Source organism: Nostoc flagelliforme FACHB-838 (assembly GCF_014698065.1).
GTDB lineage: Bacteria > Cyanobacteriota > Cyanobacteriia > Cyanobacteriales > Nostocaceae > Nostoc > Nostoc flagelliforme_B.
On sequence record NZ_JACJSI010000118.1, the window covers coordinates 1 to 19,455 of the forward strand.

Below are 19,455 nucleotides of genomic sequence, written 5' to 3' on the forward strand. Positions count from 1 at the left end.
CTTTAAATTATTAGAGGTTTTGTCATGAAAATTGTTGTCATTGGTGGCAATGGACTGATTGGTAAGAAGCTTGTCAGCAGGCTACGTGAGCGTGGACATGAGACGGTGGCAGCGTCCCCTTCTTCAGGTGTCAATGCTGTTACAGGTGAGGGACTAGCTGAGGTGTTAGTAGGTGCCCAAGTTGTTGTCGATGTGACAAATTCACCCTCCTTTGAAGATGCGGCGGTGTTGGAGTTCTTCCTTAAGTCAACCCGGAACCTGCTGGCGGCAGAAGCAGACGCGGGTGTGGTTCATCACGTTGTGGTATCAATCGTCGGTGCTGATCGCATCCCTGATAGCGGCTATATGCGTGCGAAAGTCGCTCAGGAAAAGTTGATCCAGTCCGCAGGAATACCCTATACAATCGTCCGCGCTACGCAGTTCTTTGAGTTCATCGAGACAATCATCGCTCAATTCCCCACTGATGGGCAAACAGTTCACTTACCCCCTGCCTTTATCCAGCCCATCTTGTCGGAGGACGTTGTTGCCGCGCTGGTCGATATCACACTGGGAGCGCCAGTCAACGGCATTATCGATTTAGCTGGTCCAGAGCGGTTCCGTTTTGAGGAAATCATCCGCCAATTCCTAAGTGCAACTCACGACTCACGTCAGGTGGTTGTAGACAGCCACGCCCGTTACTTTGGTGCAGCGTTGAACGATCAGCTTGTTCCGCAGGGCAACTCGCGCATCGGCTCGACCCGTTTCCAGGACTGGCTCAACCGCTCGATCGCTTAAATATCACCAATGAGAATTCAATGCTGACATCGGTTGAGTTGAGGACACAAAGCCCAACATCCCGCAACTACTGAGTTTTGCAACGCTCAACTCAACCGACACCTGTCTGATTCGCTATCGGCTTGATTCAGCATGAGAGCACATCGAACGGATTTTTATTCACCAATTCGTGTTCACGTTTGTATTCACGCAAGGAAAACCCAAATGTTTACTAGATTTCTTCACGGACTTGCATTCGCAGCACTCTCCATATTCGCAGCTTTTTCCGTATTCACAGCACTCCCCGTATTCCCAGCTTCAGCCGATGTGTTGGGTGAAAAGGTAACGTTGGTCTTTGATCGTGCCCTTCCTAATGCAATACGGTTCAGTTAAGGCTCAAATAGTTGTAAATTGGGTATTGTTTCCAAAAATGGAAATCCAGTCAGGTGCATCTCAAGGAATTATCGTTGGTGTCTCCTAAGATACGAAGTACTGAGATATTCAAGGCGATAGAGACAGCTATCCCCGCAACTTCAATCGAACAGGCGATTGCAAAAATCAAAGTTAAAGAGTCCCTTTTTTTGAGTTGGTTAACTCTAGAGATTCTTGATCAAGTTTTACCTCAAAGGGTTCATAGAACTAACCCAAGGGTTGTGAAAAAACCTGTATCAAAATTTCGCTCAAAAAAAGTAAAACACAGAGGTACTGGGACAATAACAAATCCTCACGTCTTCCTTATTCTAAGCACTGCATAGCCTTAACTGAACCGTATTGCTTCCTAATGTGCCCGGCAAGAGCATGAAAGTCCAGCTGGTCGCATATGCGCCAGGTGTCTCATCGATCCCTCACACCCATCCAGACTCGGCTTTCATTTATGCAACAGTCCTGGAAGGTGCGATTCGTAGCAAAATTAATGATAATCCAGTGCAGGTGTATCACGCTGGTGAGAACTTTTTTGAATTACCTCGCGATCATCATCGTGTCAGCGCCAATGCCAGTGATACTGAACCCGCACGCCTGCTAGCAGTGCTTATCGCCAATACCAATGAACAGAACCTGGTCATAAACGACAAAGAGTAAGACGTAAAATTGTATACAAGGATTTTGATGTATCGACACTACCGAAGTTGGAGCCGGAGACACTCTAGAGCTAGTGAGTTGGGATGATAACAACATCACTGTTGCCAATATCACTCAACATTATGTTCGTGAGCAGGACAATGCAGAATTACTTCATCACGCAGCTCACACCCAAGCATATAAGGTCTAACAAGCTCCTTTCCTGAACAACCTCTCTTCCTGCTGCTTTCCTGCAATCCAAATGATTAAGTCGCGTTTTAACTCAAAGAATTTGAGTGGTGTAAATTGAGCGATCGCAGAAGAATGAAGTTAATCGAGGTGGGCAGCAAGCTCCACCAACCTAAAGGAGAACAAGATGAAAACACAGAAAGTATGGTTCATTACAGGAGCTTCCAGAGGCTTTGGGTTAGAAATTGCCAAAGCAGCCCTGGCAGCAGGCGACCAGGTAATAGCAACGGTTCGCAGTCAACCCGCACAACTTGCCGCTACCCTGCACAACCACCCGGATCTGTACGTTGTGCAGATGGATGTCACCGAGGAAGACCAAGTACAAGAGGCTGTCAGGGAAGGCATTGCCCGTTTCAGCCGGGTTGATGTCTTAGTCAATAATGCCGGGTTTGGCATGGTTACTGCGATCGAAGAAGCCACGGATGCCGAAGTCCGCAAACAGTATGATACCAACGTGTTTGGTTTACTGAATGTGACTCGTGCCGTGTTGCCGTACCTGCGCCAGCAAAAATCCGGGCGGGTGATCAATATCACCTCGCTGTTCGGCTACGATACAGTTCCGGGCTGGGGATTGTACGGGTCCACTAAATTTGCGGTCGAAGGTCTCTCGAAAGGGTTAGCGGTCGAACTGGCACCGCTCGGCATCCAGGTTACGGCAGTAGCTCCCGGTCTTTTTACGACCGACTTCCTGAGCACTGAATCTTACGTTGCCAGTAAAACCATGATTGACGATTACCAGGCAACGGTAGGTCGGATGCGGAGCGGAGCTGATGCGCTACACGGCAACCAACCTGGCGATCCGAAAAAGTTTGCGGCTGTGATTATTCGACTCGCCAATACAGAACGCCCGCCACTGCATTTGCCCGTCGGGAAGGACACGATCGCAATGTACCAGAACAACGCCGCGAAAATGGCACAGGAAATTGAAGCATGGCTGCCAGTCGCTACCAGTACTGACCATGACCACCGCGTAGCAGCTTTGACCATCGCCTAACCTGCAACATTCACACATTATTTCCAAAGGAGATTGTGATGAAACTGGAAGAAGGTCCAAAAGCCGTTGCCTATCGTGCAGATGTGACGAAAAGAAACAACCCGAGCTAATTCGATTTTGACGTGATCGCAGGAATAGCCCTTACCGTACATTTTTGTTCGACGCTACTCATCCCTCTTTTGCCACTCTCAGTAAAGAATTTTCCAGAACTGTTGATTTGTAAGGCTTTCGCCTTGCGACTCCAAAATTATTGAGAATGGCTAAAAGCCAGAGAGCGCAAGGCAAAAGCGTTTTTATCTGCCCAAAGTGGCAAAAAAGAGATGATCTCCACATCCGGTGGTTTTAAGACCTTAATACTCAAAAAGCCCTCCTAAAGGAGGAGGCTTTAGACTCATTTTTGCGGTGGCGAATTGAAGGAGAAAAATAATGACGACGAACAAGAAGGAAAACTACACAGGAAAAGTAGCGTTTGTGACCGGAGCAGCGAGCGGCATCGGCCGCGCGGCGGCAGTAGCATTCGCTCGCGAGGGGGTCAGCGTGGTGGCCGCCGACGTGTCCGAGCAAAATAACCAAGAGACGGCCAGCCTGATTGAAGACCAAGGCGGGCGGGCGATCGCCGTCCGGTGCGACGTAACGCGGGATGAGGATGTAAAGGCGGCCCTAGACAAGACTGTTGAGGCTTTCGGGCGGCTGGACTTCGCCTTCAACAACGCGGGCATCGAGCCGAGAAAGCCAGCTCCGACCGCGGAGTACGAGGAGGAGGAGTGGAACCGGATCATTGACACCAACCTCCGCAGCGTTTTCCTGTGCATGAAGCACGAGATCCCGCTGATCCTCAAGCAGGGCGGCGGCGCGATCGTCAATACGTCCTCGGGCGCAGGAATCATCGACGTCAAAGGCAGCCCCGCGTACAGCGCCGCGAAGCACGGCGTGATCGATCTCACCCGATCGGCGGCCCTTGACTACGCCGCGCAGAACATCCGCATCAACGCCGTCTGTCCCGGCTTCATCGACACCCCGATGATGAGTCGCTTCACTGGCGACACGGCCGAAGGGCGCGCGAAGATGATCGCACAGGAGCCGATTGGACGGATGGGCAAGCCCGAGGAGATCGCCGCAGCAGTCGTCTGGTTGTGCTCAGACGCGGCTGCCTTCGTCGTTGGGCACGCCATGGTCATCGACGGCGGCCAAACGGTGCAGTAACGCTCGACACCAGCCTTGATGCTGTTGCAGTGAACGCGACGGGCTTGGAAATCCGGACGGAGTGGCGGCGTATTCAATAAACGCCAGGACTTACGCAAAGTGAATTACTACCTGCTCGCCAACTGATTCCAGCAATGAATTGAAATCAGATGGATGAGAGGTAACAGTTCGATTCATCCCACCTCTTGCTAGACCAAAGCTAAATTCACTTGAATGCTGAAAGCCCAGGAAGACACACATCTAAGTCGCGTTTTAACTCAAAGAACTTGAGTGGTGTAAATTGGGCGATCACAGAAGAATAAAAAGTAACCGAAGTAGATATTCAACTCACGAATCTAAAGGAGAACAAGATGAGTAGCAATCACGTAAACAGTCCAAACATGAAACTCGAACTCGTGGTCTTTAACGTTTCCGACGTGGAACGTACCAAGGCATTCTACGAGAATCTTGGCTGGCGATTCGACATCGACGTGGTGGAGGGCGACTTCCGCGGCGTGCACTTTACTCCGCCCAACTCGGATGCCTCGATCCTCTTTCGCAAGGGAGTCACTCCAAATAATTCTGGCTCGGCGCACAACCTGGTTCTCGCCGTGGACGACCTCGACGCCGCCCGCGAAGACTTGATCGCTCGCGGTGTCAACGTGAGCGATATCTTCCACTACGCTGGCGCTCCCTTTAACAACGCCGTGGAGAACCCACGCGTCAGTGGGCGCGACCCGCAAGCTCGTTCCTACTTCTCATTTGCCTCGTTTGAGGACCCAGACGGTAACATCTGGCTGCTCCAGGAAATCACTACGCGGTTTCCTGGTCGTCTGTGGGAGTCGACGCGAGCAGGAGACCTAGACGTTGCAACCCTTGCAAGCCTTCTTGCCGAGACGGCAAAGCAACACGATCACTACAAGAAGACTCACGCCGAGCATCACTGGTGGGACTGGTACGCGCCCTATCTGAGTGCGCGTCAAAATGGCAGCAGTTCAGAAGAGGCTGCCGCCGTCGCTGACCGTTACATGGAGGAGATTTTTCCTGTTCTTTCCACGTGATGCGGTCAAAATGGCACTCACCAGGTTGTCCAGAACCCAACCTGGTGAGTGCTGAATTGAGCGATAGGGCGAACACAGAACTCGAAGCTGTCGCTCGCCCCACTATCAGAGCTAAGTAATGTGGGCAGGCAATACATAACCTCAGTTAAATCCAATTAGAGAAAATCAATGTTAAACAAAATCAACTATCAACGCCGCCGCTTTCTGGGCATTGCAGCCATGACCATTGCGACTACACAACTCAGTCGATTCAGTTCTGCGATCGCACAATCGAGCAATGTAAAACCAAAGGAGTCCACCACGACTCAACCCGGAACCGCGCATACCGACACAACCGCAATCCGCCCCTTCCGCGTCAACATTTCAAAAGAAGCACTCGTCAACCTCCGTCGCCGCATCACAGCAACGCAATGGCCCGAAAAAGAAACTGTTACTGACCTGTCGCAGGGCCTACCGCTCGCGACGATGCAGAAACTCGCGCGCTACTGGGCAACAGATTACGACTGGCGCAAGGTCGAGGCAAAGTTGAACACCTTGCCGCACTTCATCACCGAAATCGATGGACTAGACATTCATTTCATTCATGTTCGATCAAGACACGAAAACGCGTTGCCGCTCATCGTCACGCACGGATGGCCCGGCTCGATCATCGAGCAGCTAAAGATCATCGATCCATTGACTAATCCTACGGCACATGGAGGAAAAGCCGAGGACGCGTTCCATCTGGTGATTCCGTCGATGCCAGGCTACGGCTTCTCTGGCAAACCGACCACTACCGGTTGGGGCGTCGAGCGTATGGCACGTGCCTGGGACGTGTTGATGAAGCGGCTGGGCTACACCCGCTACGTCGCTCAGGGCGGCGACTGGGGTGCGTTTGTCGTCGACCTGATGGGTGTGCAAGCGCCTGCGGGATTGCTCGCTATCCACACCAACTATCCTGGGACAGTTCCAGCCGATGTCGACAAGGCGCTCGTGGCCGGCGATCCACCTCCATCCGGTCTGTCGGCCGAGGAAACGCGCGCCTACAAGCAACTGGACAGAACGTTGAAGCAAAGAGTCGCCTACGCCAGGTACATGGCGGCGCGCCCGCAAACCCTGTACGGCATTGCGGATTCGCCCGTCGGGCTGGCTGCCTGGCTTCTCGATCACGATGATGCTGGCGGCCAGCCGGCCTCTGCGGTCGTCGCGGCTCTGAACCGAACTACGAGCGCCACAGGCGAACTGACGCGTGACGAGATTCTCGATAACATCACGCTCTACTGGCTGACGAACACGGGAGTCTCCGCGTCTCGTCTCTATTGGGAATATAAGGGTGGCTTTTGGAATGCCAAGGGTGTCTCCATTCCAGTGGCTGTAAGTGTCTTTCCCGGTGAGGCATATCAAGCCCCGCGGAGTTGGACGGAGCGGGCTTATCCCAATCTCATTTATTACAACCAGCTCGACAAAGGCGGCCACTTCGCGGCGTGGGAGCAGCCAATGATTTTTGCTCAGGAACTGCGGGCGGCCTTCAAGTCCCTGCGATCGTCCAAATGACCGTCTGGGCAATGAGTTCGTTCGTGGAACCATCAATCCCCCATCGTGATCAGCCAGCCATTCGTTATTCAATTTCGGAACCCAAGCCGTTGAGACGCATAAGGTTATTTGTAAAAAGGAAAACACCATGAGCAAGATTATTAAAGCTGCCGCCGTGCAGATTAGCCCCGTGCTGTACAGCCGACAGGGTACCGTAGAGAAGGTCATTAAGAAGATTCGTGAGTTGGGCCAACTTGGCGTTCAGTTCGCAACCTTCCCCGAGACCATCATTCCCTATTACCCCTACTTCTCCTATGTGCTAGCCCCGTTCGCGTTGGCAAAGGAACATCTGCGGTTGCTTGAAGAGTCGGTTACTGTGCCGTCTGCTGAAACCCAAGCGATCGCCGAAGCCGTGAAGGAGGCAAACATGGTCGTTTCGATCGGCATCAATGAGCGCGACGGCGGCTCGATCTACAATACGCAACTTCTCTTCGACGCAGACGGTACGCTTATCCAGCGCCGCCGCAAGCTTACGCCAACTTATAACGAGCGGATACTCTGGGGCCAGGGTGACGGCTCCGGACTGCGCGCCATCGATAGTGCCGTTGGGCGCATCGGACAACTTGCCTGCTGGGAGCATAACAATCCTTTGGCACGGTATGCGATGATCGCCGATGGTGAGCAAATCCACTCGGCGATGTATCCGGGATCGTTCGCCGGTCCGCTGTTCGCGGAGCAAGCAGAAATTAACGTCCGCCAGCACGCCCTTGAATCCGCCTGCTTTGTCGTCTGTGCGACCGCGTGGCTGGATGCGGCTCAGCAGGCTCAGATCATGAAAGACACGGGTTGCGCGATCGAGCCGATTTCTGGCGGCTGCTTCACTGCCATTGTGAATCCACAAGGACAGATCATCGGCGAGCCGCTCAAAGCGGGTGAAGGTGAAGTGATTGCCGATCTTGACTTTGCCCAGATCGATGCCCGCAAGCGGCTGATGGATGCACGTGGTCATTACAGCCGCCCTGAACTGCTTAGTTTGTTGATTGATCGGACACCCACGTCGCCCGTCCATGAGCGCACCGAACACCCCAATGGTAATGGCTCGCACCTGGTCGTCGAGGAGAGAACTGTCGAGGTTTTCTAATTTCACTGTACCTATCCGAACGCAACGACAGGGAGATCAGTGCGTGTCTAAAAAAATCAATCATAATCGCCGTTACTTTTTAACGGTCGGTTCGCTCATTTCACAAACAGAGTAGCCAAATAACAGCATGAAAGTGTAGTCTGCAAAGGTGTTCCCTAATAATTGAGGCGGCTAGGTCACAGTTGCAAAGCACCACATCAGAGCAAGTAGATGATCTTCCAGTGATCATACATTGGTTGTCACAAATGCAGATCCCGTTTCTGCTAGACCAGGAATTACCCAGACCACATGGCAATCGTCAGGGTTTGAGCTACGGTCAACTGGGGGTATTATTATTGACTTACATCTTGACTCAGGCAGATCACAGACTTTGTGCAGTGGAATCATGGGTACGCCAGCATCACCAGATTTTGGAAACAACAACAGGATGGGAAATTCGGGATAAAGATTGTAGCGATGATCGATTAGCAAACTTGCTTAGTGTCTTAGGTGGCTCAGAAAATGATGCTCTAATTAACATCGAAACAGTCTTAGGACAGCACTTGGTTAAAGCCTATGACTTACCCACAGATGTAGCACGTTGCGATACCACAAGCTTAAGCGTATATCATCAACCCCAAAGGGATCATCAACAAGTCGAGCAAGCATTACCACCACCGTTACTGCACAAAGGACACAGTAAAGATCACAGACCGGACTTATTGCAGTATCGTCAAATGCTCTCGACCCTTGACCCAGTTGGGATGCCACTAGTTAGCGCTACTCTGACTGGTAATGGTGCTGATGATCCAATCTATTTCCCAACATGGCAACGCTTAGTTGAGATTATTGGACATACTTCATTTTTATACATTGCTGATTGTAAAGCATCTTCTTGGGCTAACCGGGCGCAAATTGATCGTGATGGTGGCATTTATTGCTTCCCCCTAGCAATGACTGGCAACCGCCCAGACATATTGAGGGATTGGGTACTCAACCCACCTACACCTGTATACAACATCTTTTTGCCCACCCAAGTTTGGGTTGAGACACCAGTTTGCGTTGGATTTGAAGTCCCTTTAGGTAGTATTTGGGTAAACCCACAGACAAGAACACGGCACAATTGGTCTGAGAGATGGTTGGTAATTCGCTCTGCGGCTTTGGCAAAGCAACAAATTCATGGATTGGAACAACGCCTGGGTAACGCCGAAATCGCCTTACGTAAACTGATTTCTAAACCAGGAAATGATACCAAAGTTCTACACACTAAAGTTAATGCTATTCTCAATCGCTATCGAGTCTCAGAGTACATTACCTTTAAAGTTGTACAGAAAATTACCTACAAAAAAGTTTATAACTCTTGTGGCCGTCCAAGTGCCGATCGCCCTTATCGTCGAGTCAGGCAGATTGACTTACGATTAGAGTTCCAGCGTGTGCTGGCGGAAATACAGATTGCTTATACTTTGGCAGGATGGCGATTGTTTGTCACTAATGCGTTAACATCACGACTCACACTTGAGCAGGCAGTGCTTTACTACCGGGAACAGTGGCAACCAGAAATGGGATTCCATCGCTTCAAACGCGGTCAACTACCAGCATTACCCATCTATTTCCAAGATGAAACACGTATTCGAGGGCTGATGTTTTTGCTTACTATCGCCTTGCGTGTTTTCACATTAATAGAATTTGTTGTACGCCGTCAATTGTTAAAGCAGTCAAAATCTTTGGCTGGTCTATATGATGGTAATCCCAAGCGTAGCACAACTCGACCAACAGCAGAAAGATTACTCGATGCTTTCAGTGGTATTACCATGTATTCTCATCGAGATGGCAGTTGCGAGATCACCCTACTTAATGACTTGCAAAAACAGATTTTAACCCTGATGGAAGTGCCGCAGTCGCTTTACACTTTTCCTCACCTTGTACCGACATAAGTGCTTACAATAATTCTATTTAAATTAAGCTACGTAAGCTTTACAGCACTTTAATTTCTCTTCTAGTTTTTTAAATGGGCGAACCTACCGTTTTTAACAACTATGCTTAAAACTATTGCTGTTACCCAGCTTGGCATGATCGGCTGCACCATACAACATGCTACGTCAGCAACAGCTAAGTTAGCGATTGAAGGTGAACTGCCTTCTTTTGTCGGCGCGATCGCGTGGCTTAATTCGCAGCCATTAACAGTTGACGAACTGCGTGGAAAAGTCGTGCTGATCAACTTCTGGACTTATACCTGCATCAATTGGCTGCGCCAACTCCCTTATGTTCGCGCGTGGGCTGAAAAATATAAGGATCAGGGACTAGTAGTAATTGGTATACATACACCGGAGTTTGAATTCGAGAAGAATATCGATAATGTCCGCCGAGCCTCAATAGAAATGAAAATTGACTATGCGATCGCCGTAGATAACGATTATGCGGTGTGGCGTGCTTTCGGGAACCGTTATTGGCCAGCCCTTTATTTTATAGACACGCAAGGACGCATTCGTCATCACCAATTCGGCGAAGGCGAGTACGAGCAATCGGAAAGGGTCATTCAAAAGCTACTGTCTGAGTCCCGAACTGGCCATGTCGGTTCGGAAATAGTCGAAGTCGACGCTTGCGGTTTTGAAGTCGCCGCCGATTGGGGCAGCCTGAAATCGCCTGAAAACTACCTCGGCTACGAAAGAACGGAGAATTTTGCGTCTCCCGGCGGTGCGGTGTTAAATAAGCCTCGTTTATATACCGCCCCCGCGCAATTCAAACTTAATCAATGGGCGCTTTCGGGCGATTGGACAATCGGAAGACAAGCCATTGTACTGAACAAGTCCGGCGGGCGGATCGCGTACCGCTTCCACGCACGCGACCTTCATCTCGTCATGGGTCCGGTTGAGCGAGGATCGTCCGTGCGGTTTCGCGTGCTTGTAGATGGGCAGCCGATAGTTGCGGCTCGCGGACTTGACGTCGATGTGCGAGGCGAAGGCACAGCTACCGAACAGAGGTTGTACCAACTGGTTCGACAGCCGAAGCCTATCACAGATCGACAGTTCGAGATTGAGTTTCTGGATTCTGGCGTAGAGGTTTTTGCGTTCACGTTCGGCTGATAACGCAAACAGATACGCCTTCGCAACAAGCGAAAAGAAATATGAACGCAAGGTAAATGATATGACGATGAAATCCACACATGACAGCCCAATCCTCGTGACTGGAGCAGCTGGCGATCTCGGTGCGATCGGCCGCAACCTTACCGCAATGCTGCTCGCCAAGGGGCATAAGGTGCGTGCCTTGGTTCGGCGGGAGGATGAACGCGCTGAAGGTCTGCGCCAGCTTGGTGCTGAGGTCGTCCAAGGCGATCTGACCGACCTTAGCTCGATGCACCGCGCGATCGAAGGTGTTGCGCGCATCTATTTCGGAATGTCGGTCTCAGAGGCTTATCTCGAAGCCACGGTTAACACCGCTGCGGTGGCGCGCCACCACGGCGTCGAGGCCTTTGTGAACATGTCGCAGATGACGGTGACGCAGATGAGCATTACCGAGACTACTGACAGCCCACAGCACAAGCTGCACTGGCTGGCGGAACAGGCATTGGCATGGTCGGGTCTGCCGGTCGTCACGGTGCGGCCGACAGTCTTCCTTGAGAGCTTCTTCCTGCGTCTCGCTGCTGCTGGCGTCCGGGATAGCGACGAACTGTTGTTGCCACTAGGTAACGGCAAAACCTCGCCGATCTCGGCGGTTGATGTGGCGCACGCCGTTGCCGTAATCCTCGACGACCCTGCCTCACACATTGGTCAGGTTTACAATCTGACTGGATTTGAGTCAGCCGATCTGAATCACTATGCGCGCGCGTTTTCCGAGGCACTCGGTCGAACGATCAGGTATCGTGACGTGCCGCTCTCCGCGTGGGTTGATACACTTCGTAAGTTTGGGGTGCCAATGCACCTCGTCAACCATGTTGCGGTGATGGCCGAACTTCACGCGCAGGGGCGGTATGATCGCATGACGGATGACCTGTTCAAGCTCACAGGCAAGATGCCGACGAGCATGTACGACTTTGTGAAATTGCACGCCGCCCAATTCACGCAAAGTCAAGTCGCGGCTTGAGGGGCAGGCCGTCTTCTTCAACCACAGAAAAATTAAATCGCGTTTTAACTCAAAGAATTTGAGTGGTGTAAATTGAGCGATCGCAGAAGAATGAAGTTAATCGAGGTGGGCAGCAAGCTTCACCAACCTAAAGAAGAACAAGATGAGTAGCAATCACGTAAACAGTCCAAACATGAAACTCGAAGTTGTGGTGTTCAGCATTTCCGACGTTGACCGCGCAAAGGCATTCTACGAGAATCTCGGCTGGCGGTTCGACATCGACCGTGAAATTGCACGCTGCTGAATTCACGCCCAATGAAACCACGGCTTGAAGAGCAGGTCGCTCGTATATCACTGAGTGGACAAAGGCGGACACTTCGCGGCGTGGGAATAGCCGCAACTCTTTTCTTAGGAGATCCGTGCCACGTTTTGATCGCTACGCTAGTTGGCTCGGCACGCACAAACCTAAAAAATCCAAAACTACTCAAAGAGAGGACACCATGACTCAATCAGAAGTTACGCAACCAAACAGCGGGCAGGCATCTGATGGCAGTGTGCTCAGGAGGAACAAACCCATGACCGTCTCGTTGTACACGTCCATCCAGCCGCAATTCCGCACCGTCGATGGGCTATCCATCCGCTACGCCGAGAGTGAGAACCCAAGGCGAGGTGTGGATGCCCTCCTCCTCAGCCCGTGGCCGGAGAGCCTGTATGCGTTCGAGCCAACTTGGTCGCGGCTTGCCGAGCACGCGCACCTCGTGGCGGTGGACCTCCCGGGCTTCGGACGCTCTGAGCGCCGCGACACGCTCATGTCTCCGCGTGCGATGGGCGAGTTCGTTGTGCGCCTTGCCGATGCCTTTGGGCTGGAGCAGCCGCACGTCGTCGGTCCCGACATCGGCACTAGTGCCGCGCTCTTCGCCGCGGCCCTCTACCCGGGGCGCCTGCGTAGCCTCGTGGTCGGGAGCGGGAGGGCGGCAGTTCCGCTACAACTGGGCAGGGTGCTAAAGGATCGTCGGAAGATAAGCAAGTTGAGTTGAATCCAATTGGAAAAAGATAAATGTCTGAAAAAATCAACTATCAACGCCGCCGCTTTTTGGGCACTGTGGCTATGACCATTGCCACTACACAGCTAAGTATATTCGGTTCTGCGATCGCACAGTCGAGCAAAACAAAACCAGCAGTTCTGTCCACGACTAAGCCGAGGACAAACACGTCGTTCGGCTCACTAAAGCAGATCGATGCTGGTGTGCTGAATGTCGGATACGCTGAAACTGGTCGCCCGAATGGCCATCCAGTAATCCTCCTGCATGGATGGCCCTACGACATTCATAGCTATGTCGATGTCGCTCCTTTGTTAGCATCGGCGGGGTACCGGGTGATTGTTCCATATCTGCGCGGCTATGGCATGACGCGCTTTCTTTCGAGCGAGACGTTCCGCAATGGGCAGCAGTCAGCGATCGCTGTGGATATTATCGCACTGATGGATGCGCTCAAGATAGAGAAGGCGATCCTCGCTGGCTATGATTGGGGGGCGCGAACAGCCAACATTATCGCGGCACTCTGGCCGGAACGCTGCAAGGCACTCGTCTCCGTGAGTGGTTATTTGATCGGCAGCCTTGAAGCCAACAAAACACCGCTACCGCCGAAGGCCGAACTCGAATGGTGGTATCAATTTTATTTTGCGACGGAGCGGGGCCGCGCTGGCTACGAAAAATATCGGCATGACTTTAACAAGCTTATCTGGCAGCTTGCTTCGCCGCAATGGCACTTCGATGAAGCGACGTTTGAGCGCAGTGCCACGTCCTTCAACAATCCGGATCACGTCGGTATCGTCATCCATAACTATCGCTGGCGGCTTGGCCTAGCCAAAGGCGAGTCGAAGTATGACGAGATTGAGAAGCGGCTCGCCACAGCCCCTGCGATCGCCGTGCCCACTATCACACTCGAAGGTGATGCCAATGGTGCGCCGCACCCGAATGCCAGTTCCTACGCCAAGAAATTCTTGGGCAAATACGCACACCGGATCGTCAAGGGCGGCATCGGTCACAATCTGCCTCAGGAAGCGCCACGGGAGTTTGCCAAAGCTGTCATCGAAGTTGACGGTTATTAATTGGGTTTAGCCTGAATTGTGAAACGGACAATTTGCAGCAAAGAAAAAACACCATGACCAAACTGAAAAAAGTACATTACAAAACCAAAGCCCGCACCGCAGGTGCTTTCGTCCTGTCGCGACTCCTCGTCACGCTTTTGGCGGCAACAGTGTTTCTGGCACCGCCCGCTCGCCTGCTAGCGCAGCAATTCGCCCAGATCGGCGCACAAACCCAGGTTGCGGGCAAGGCGATCGCGACCGAAGACAACGCCATCCGTCCCTTCCGCGCCCACGTCCCGCAAGAGGCGATCGTCGATCTCCGCAGGCGCATTACGGCGACGCGTTGGTCTGACAAGGAGACTGTCGCCGACCAGTCGCAGGGCGTGCAACTGGCGACAATGAAGGAACTCGTCCGTTACTGGGGAACGAAGTACGACTGGCGGAAAGCCGAGGCGAAGCTGAATGCCTTACCGCAGTTCGTAACAAACATCGACGGACTGGACATTCACTTTATCCACATTCGCTCCAAGAATCCTAAGGCTTTGCCGTTGATCGTCACGCACGGATGGCCTGGATCGGTATTTGAACAGCTAAAGATCATCGGCCCGCTGACCGACCCGACGGCCTACGGGGGACGACCAGAGGACGCCTTCGACCTGGTTATCCCGTCAATTCCCGGCTTCGGCTTCTCCGGCAAACCGATGGGCACAGGTTGGAACCCCGATCGCATCGCGCGAGCCTGGGCGGAGCTGATGAAGCGCCTTGGTTACACCCGCTACGTTGCCCAGGGCGGCGACTGGGGGTCCCCTATTTCCAGTGCGATGGCGCGCCAGGCACCAGCAGGATTACTCGGCATCCACATCAACTTGCCGGCAACAATCCCGCCCGAAGTGGCCGCGGTGCTCGCCGGCGGCGGACCCGCGCCAACGGGACTCTCCCAGAAGGAACGCGCGGCGTTCGACTCACTCGAAACGTTAAATAAGAAGAAACGGGCCTACGCCGTGGTGATGGGTACGCGGCCGCAGACGGTCGGGTATGGACTAACGGACTCGCCGACCGGACTCGCGGCGTGGATGCTCGGGCATCCAGGCTTCGCGCAGTGGACAAGCAGCAGCAGCGATTCCGAAAAGTCCCCGACGAAAGATGAGGTGCTGGACGACATCACGCTGTACTGGCTGACGAACAGTGCCGTCTCGTCAGCTCGGCTGTACTGGGAGAACAACACTAGCATTTTGAACGCGGCCGCGCAGAAGACCGCCGATATCTCGCTCGCGGTGGCCATCACGGTATTTCCGGAGGAGTTATATCGCGCTCCAGAGACGTGGGCCCGACGCGCCTATCGCAACCTGAGCTACTTCCATGAGGCTGACAAGGGCGGTCACTTCGCGGCGTGGGAGCAGCCGCAGCTCTTCTCTGAGGAGATCCGCGCGGCGTTCAGGTCACTGCGTTAGTTCAAGACCAATGGATTCACACCACAAACAGCAGCCAAGGAGAATCGGATGACTCAATTATGATTGGTGAAAAAGCAGCCGATTTAATTAAAGCCAGTCGTACTCAACAAACTATAATCACCAGCTATCAACAGAGGTAACAATGGAAACAGCAGATGTAATTGTGATTGGAAGTGGTCAGGGCGGAGTTCCACTTGCGGCTGACTTTGCTAAGGCAGGTCGAAACGTCGTTTTATTTGAGCGCGATGCGTTAGGCGGCAGTTGCATAAACTATGGCTGTACTCCTTCTAAAGCCTTTTTAGCGGCTGCCCATGCCGCAGGCCGCGCTCGACAAGCTGCAAAGCTAGGCATACACGCACATGTTGAGATAGATTTTTATACAGTAATGGAGCGTGTACGTAGTATTCGTAGCCAGTTTAACCAGGGTACTAAGCGGCGATTAGAAAGTGCAGGGGTTAGAGTTGTCTGTGCTGAAGCCGCTTTCACCGGAGAGCGAACTGTGAGCGGAGGAGGTGTGACTGTGCAGGCTCCGATCATTGTGATCAACACAGGAACATCCTCTACCATTCCTGACATTCCTGGTTTAGCTGAAACGCCTTATCTCACCAACCGAAATTTCTTTGATTTGCAGCAGATTCCGCCCCGGTTGCTCGTGGTCGGTGGTGGCTATATTGCTTTGGAGTTAGGGCAAATGGCGCGTTTAGGGAGCCAAACCGAATTGATTGTGCGGGGCGATCGCCTGCTGGCTCAAGAAGAATCCGATGTCAGTGCTGTGCTTGCTGATGCATTTAAGCAAGACGGAATTGGATTGCATTTCAATGTGACTGTTCAGCAAGTTGCTTATACCAACGATGTGTTTGCCCTAACGCTGAACAATGGTGAAGTACTTAATGGAGAAGCATTGCTGATTGCGACTGGGCGCAAACCAAATACTGGGGCATTAAATTCTGCGGTGACAGGCGTTGAATTAGATGCACAGGGTTTTATTAAAATCGACGATCAGTTTCAGACGACTTGCGCTGGAATTTATGCGATCGGGGACGCTGCCAAACAGCCTGCTTTTACGCATGTTTCTTGGGAAGACTATCGCCGCTTGAAAGCCATTCTGTGTGGCGAACAGCGGACGCGCAACGATCGGGTGTTAGGTTATGCCGTCTACACTGAGCCACAAGTGGGTCGAGTGGGTATGACCTTAGAGCAGGCTCAGAAACAGGGTATCTCTGCGCGAGAAGTCACCCTGCCGATGGCTCATATCGCTCGCAGCATTGAGTGGGGTCACGATCTAGGCTTCTACCGCATGGTCATCGACACCCAGACGAATTCGATTTTAGGAGCAACGCTGGTTGGTTACGAAACGGCTGAACTGGTGCATGTCTTTTTGTCGCTGATGGAAGCTAAAGCAACGTGGCAGGTACTCGAACAATCGGTTCACATTCACCCAACTTACGGTGAGGCGTTGCCCAGTCTGGCAAGGCTACTCGTTGGAGATAATATGCCAACCTGTCCCAATATGTAAGAAATATCTGAATCGAAAGCTTAAAACAACAAACCAATTCACAACAAAGGAGACTCTAATGCCTTACGTTACTGTCGGTAAAGAAAACTTTGGAAACATCGATATTTATTACGAAGATTTCGGAGCAGGACAGCCAATTGTGCTAATCCACGGGTTTCCTCTAAGCGGTCATTCCTGGGAAAAACAGGTGGGAGTTTTGCTGGACAAAGGCTATCGGGTCATCACTTACGATCGCCGGGGCTTTGGCAATTCCAGCCAACCGTCCTTTGGCTATGACTACGACACTTTTGCGGAGGATCTCAACACGCTGATCGCAAAACTTGACCTGCGCGATGTTGTGCTGGTCGGTTTCTCTATGGGGACTGGCGAAGTGACGCGCTATACGGTTCAGAGCGCGTCAGTAAAGCCGTACTAATGGCTCCGGTGCCACCCTTCCTGCTGAAGACAGACGACAATCGCGAAGGGGTTGATCGCAGTGTCTTCGACGGAATTATGAAAAGTATCATAGAAGACCGTCCAGCATATCTGTCCACATTTTTTAAAGACTTTTACAACGTGGATGTGCTTCTGGGCGAGCGCATTAGCGAAGATGCCATCCAAATGAGTTGGAATGTTGCAGCAGGAGCTTCTGCTAAGGGGACTCTGGACTGTGTACCGTCATGGTTAACCGATTTTCGTGACGATTTGCCACGCATAGATGTGCCCACTCTCATCATTCATGGAGATGCCGATCGCATCCTTCCATTTGACTCTACCGCAGCAAGACTGCCGAAGCTAATTAAAGACAGTCGCCTTGTGGTGATATCTGGCGGTCCCCACGCTATAAACTGGACTCATGCCGATCAAGTCAATCCTGTGCTGTTGGACTTTCTTGAAGGAAAATAATCAGCATTCCAAAGCCCGCCCAAAATCAATGGTATCTGTTGCAATTAAACGCTGATCTAGACTAAATGGCACACTTAAAAAGCGCTAACCTTTGATATTACTGGTTTTTGGGCGTGGCGTTTAGAGAATTAAGAAGAGTAGAGCTAGGTTTCACACTCGTCTGTTGAATATTTCTTAACACTATAGTATTGAGTCAAAAATATGAAAATTTATCAGGAAGATTTAGATTGGGCGGTTTCCCAAGGCTTAATTACAGCAGAACAAGCCAATGCGTTATGGAATGCACTTTCAATGCGTCACAGCCAGCGTCCGCAATTTAATTTTGTCAACGTCACTTTTTACTTGGGGGCGTTAATTGTCATCTCAGCCATGACTTGGTTCATGACATTAGCGTGGGAATCATTTGGTGGCGGTGGGATTTTTTTGTTAGCCAGCATTTATGCCTTGTGCTTTGTACTTGCAGGAAGCAACCTCTGGTGGCGACAAGAGATGAAAATTCCCGGAGGTTTGCTATTTACCATTGCAGTTTCCTTGACTCCTTTAGCAATTTACGGGCTGCAACGTGCGACAGGGTTTTGGACTCAAGGCGACCCTGGTACAGATCAAGATTTTTATCTCTGGATTAAAGGCAGTTGGTTTTTGATGGAGTTAGGAACTATCATCGCAGGTTTAGTTGCCATCAAGTTTGTACGTTTTCCCTTTTTAACTGCTCCCATCGCCTTTTCGCTATATTTCATGTCTATAGATATCACACCATTATTGTTTGGTGAAAGAACGTATAATTGGCAGCTACGCCTATTAGTTTCTCTGTGGTTTGGTATTGCTTGTATTGTTGTCGCTTACCTAGTAGATATCCGCACTAGTAGACGTAATGGAGATTATGCATTTTGGCTATATTTGTTTGGATTACTTGCCTTTTGGTCTGGTCTAACTTTAATGGGAGATAGCAATGAATTTCAAAAATTTCTCTATTGTTTGATTAATTTAGGGTTAATATTGCTGTCGGCATTGTTAAAACGAAAAGTTTTTATTGTTTTTGGGGGATTGGGTGTCTTTGGTTATTTAGGATACCTTGCTTACAGCGTCTTTCGCAATGCAATCTTATTTCCGTTTACGCTAACATTTTTGGGAATATTTATAATCTATCTAGGAATTTTATATCAACGCAATAGTAGGAAGACTGAGCTTTTTTTAGAACGTCTATTACCAGACACTGTGAGGCGCTTCTTACCCAAAGAGTAATAACTTTTTGCCTTTACTCGACACTTATCAATGCCTCTATTTGTGCCAAAAATTTTTCTATTTGCTTACATTTTTCGACTCTGGAAAAATACGTAACTTCCTTAGTTTGGTGATAAAGATTCAGGTGGCAGAGGATTGGCAAAGGGACACTTGAGGGCAGCAATTCTCTTATACCAATTTAATATGAAGCTACATATAATGGTAAGAAGCCAACTCCTAAGTTTAAATAGCCATGAGCCGCCCGTTTAAGATTGAAATCACAGAGAGCGAAGAGGAACTAAAA

At 51.1% G+C, this 19,455-nt stretch carries 16 protein-coding genes and 1 pseudogene; all 17 read left to right on the forward strand.

Annotated features, from left to right (window positions below; translation table 11 throughout):
* Positions 1 to 24: 24 nt before the first annotated feature.
* The 17 genes and pseudogenes from H6G97_RS31305 (at position 25) to H6G97_RS31390 (ending at position 19,172) form a co-directional block, all read left to right on the forward strand.
* Positions 25 to 774 (forward strand): SDR family oxidoreductase, encoded by a 750-nt coding sequence (locus tag H6G97_RS31305; RefSeq protein WP_190944387.1) that lies wholly within the window; start codon positions 25 to 27, stop codon positions 772 to 774.
* A 777-nt stretch (positions 775 to 1,551) separates the two neighbouring features.
* Positions 1,552 to 1,833, forward strand: coding sequence for a cupin domain-containing protein (locus tag H6G97_RS31310; RefSeq protein WP_190944388.1), 282 nt, complete (start codon positions 1,552 to 1,554; stop codon positions 1,831 to 1,833).
* Between the two features lie 355 nt (positions 1,834 to 2,188).
* Positions 2,189 to 3,055 carry an oxidoreductase gene (locus H6G97_RS31315; RefSeq protein ID WP_190944389.1) on the forward strand — a complete coding sequence of 289 codons (867 nt, stop codon included), beginning with the start codon at positions 2,189 to 2,191 and terminating at the stop codon, positions 3,053 to 3,055.
* 426 nt (positions 3,056 to 3,481) lie between these two features.
* Positions 3,482 to 4,258: an SDR family oxidoreductase gene (locus H6G97_RS31320; RefSeq protein ID WP_190944390.1), complete on the forward strand. Its 777-nt coding sequence runs from the start codon at positions 3,482 to 3,484 to the stop codon at positions 4,256 to 4,258.
* A gap of 380 nt (positions 4,259 to 4,638) precedes the next feature.
* Complete coding sequence (locus H6G97_RS31325; RefSeq protein WP_242055465.1) at positions 4,639 to 5,298, forward strand: VOC family protein; 660 nt, start codon at positions 4,639 to 4,641, stop codon at positions 5,296 to 5,298.
* 168 nt (positions 5,299 to 5,466) lie between these two features.
* Positions 5,467 to 6,831, forward strand: a complete 1,365-nt coding sequence (locus H6G97_RS31330; RefSeq protein WP_199349776.1) for an epoxide hydrolase family protein — start codon at positions 5,467 to 5,469, stop codon at positions 6,829 to 6,831.
* Between the two features lie 127 nt (positions 6,832 to 6,958).
* A complete protein-coding gene (locus H6G97_RS31335) occupies positions 6,959 to 7,951 on the forward strand; it encodes a nitrilase-related carbon-nitrogen hydrolase (protein WP_190944392.1) in 993 nt (330 codons plus the stop codon).
* 182 nt (positions 7,952 to 8,133) lie between these two features.
* Positions 8,134 to 9,864 (forward strand): IS1634 family transposase, encoded by a 1,731-nt coding sequence (locus H6G97_RS31340; protein WP_422394236.1) that lies wholly within the window; start codon positions 8,134 to 8,136, stop codon positions 9,862 to 9,864.
* 102 nt (positions 9,865 to 9,966) lie between these two features.
* Positions 9,967 to 11,013, forward strand: a complete 1,047-nt coding sequence (locus tag H6G97_RS31345) for a thioredoxin family protein (RefSeq protein WP_190944394.1) — start codon at positions 9,967 to 9,969, stop codon at positions 11,011 to 11,013.
* The gene (locus H6G97_RS31350; protein WP_242055466.1) at positions 10,994 to 12,010 is read left to right on the forward strand and encodes an NmrA family NAD(P)-binding protein; all 1,017 of its coding nucleotides are present in this window, start codon (positions 10,994 to 10,996) and stop codon (positions 12,008 to 12,010) included. The genes H6G97_RS31345 and H6G97_RS31350 overlap by 20 nt, the downstream gene beginning before the upstream one ends.
* Positions 12,011 to 12,304: 294 nt before the next feature.
* A complete protein-coding gene (locus H6G97_RS31360) occupies positions 12,305 to 12,493 on the forward strand; it encodes a hypothetical protein (protein WP_190944395.1) in 189 nt (62 codons plus the stop codon).
* Complete coding sequence (locus H6G97_RS31365) at positions 12,490 to 13,026, forward strand: alpha/beta fold hydrolase (protein WP_190944396.1); 537 nt, start codon at positions 12,490 to 12,492, stop codon at positions 13,024 to 13,026. Before H6G97_RS31360 ends, H6G97_RS31365 begins: the two co-directional genes overlap by 4 nt.
* Before the next feature lie 20 nt (positions 13,027 to 13,046).
* Complete coding sequence (locus H6G97_RS31370; RefSeq protein WP_190944397.1) at positions 13,047 to 14,099, forward strand: alpha/beta fold hydrolase; 1,053 nt, start codon at positions 13,047 to 13,049, stop codon at positions 14,097 to 14,099.
* A 53-nt stretch (positions 14,100 to 14,152) separates the two neighbouring features.
* Complete coding sequence (locus H6G97_RS31375; RefSeq protein ID WP_190944398.1) at positions 14,153 to 15,529, forward strand: epoxide hydrolase family protein; 1,377 nt, start codon at positions 14,153 to 14,155, stop codon at positions 15,527 to 15,529.
* 142 nt (positions 15,530 to 15,671) lie between these two features.
* Positions 15,672 to 17,045: a dihydrolipoyl dehydrogenase family protein gene (locus H6G97_RS31380; RefSeq protein ID WP_190944399.1), complete on the forward strand. Its 1,374-nt coding sequence runs from the start codon at positions 15,672 to 15,674 to the stop codon at positions 17,043 to 17,045.
* 58 nt (positions 17,046 to 17,103) lie between these two features.
* Positions 17,104 to 17,930: pseudogene (locus H6G97_RS31385) on the forward strand (alpha/beta fold hydrolase).
* Between the two features lie 201 nt (positions 17,931 to 18,131).
* Positions 18,132 to 19,172, forward strand: a complete 1,041-nt coding sequence (locus H6G97_RS31390; protein ID WP_190944400.1) for a DUF2157 domain-containing protein — start codon at positions 18,132 to 18,134, stop codon at positions 19,170 to 19,172.
* Positions 19,173 to 19,455 lie beyond the last annotated feature (283 nt).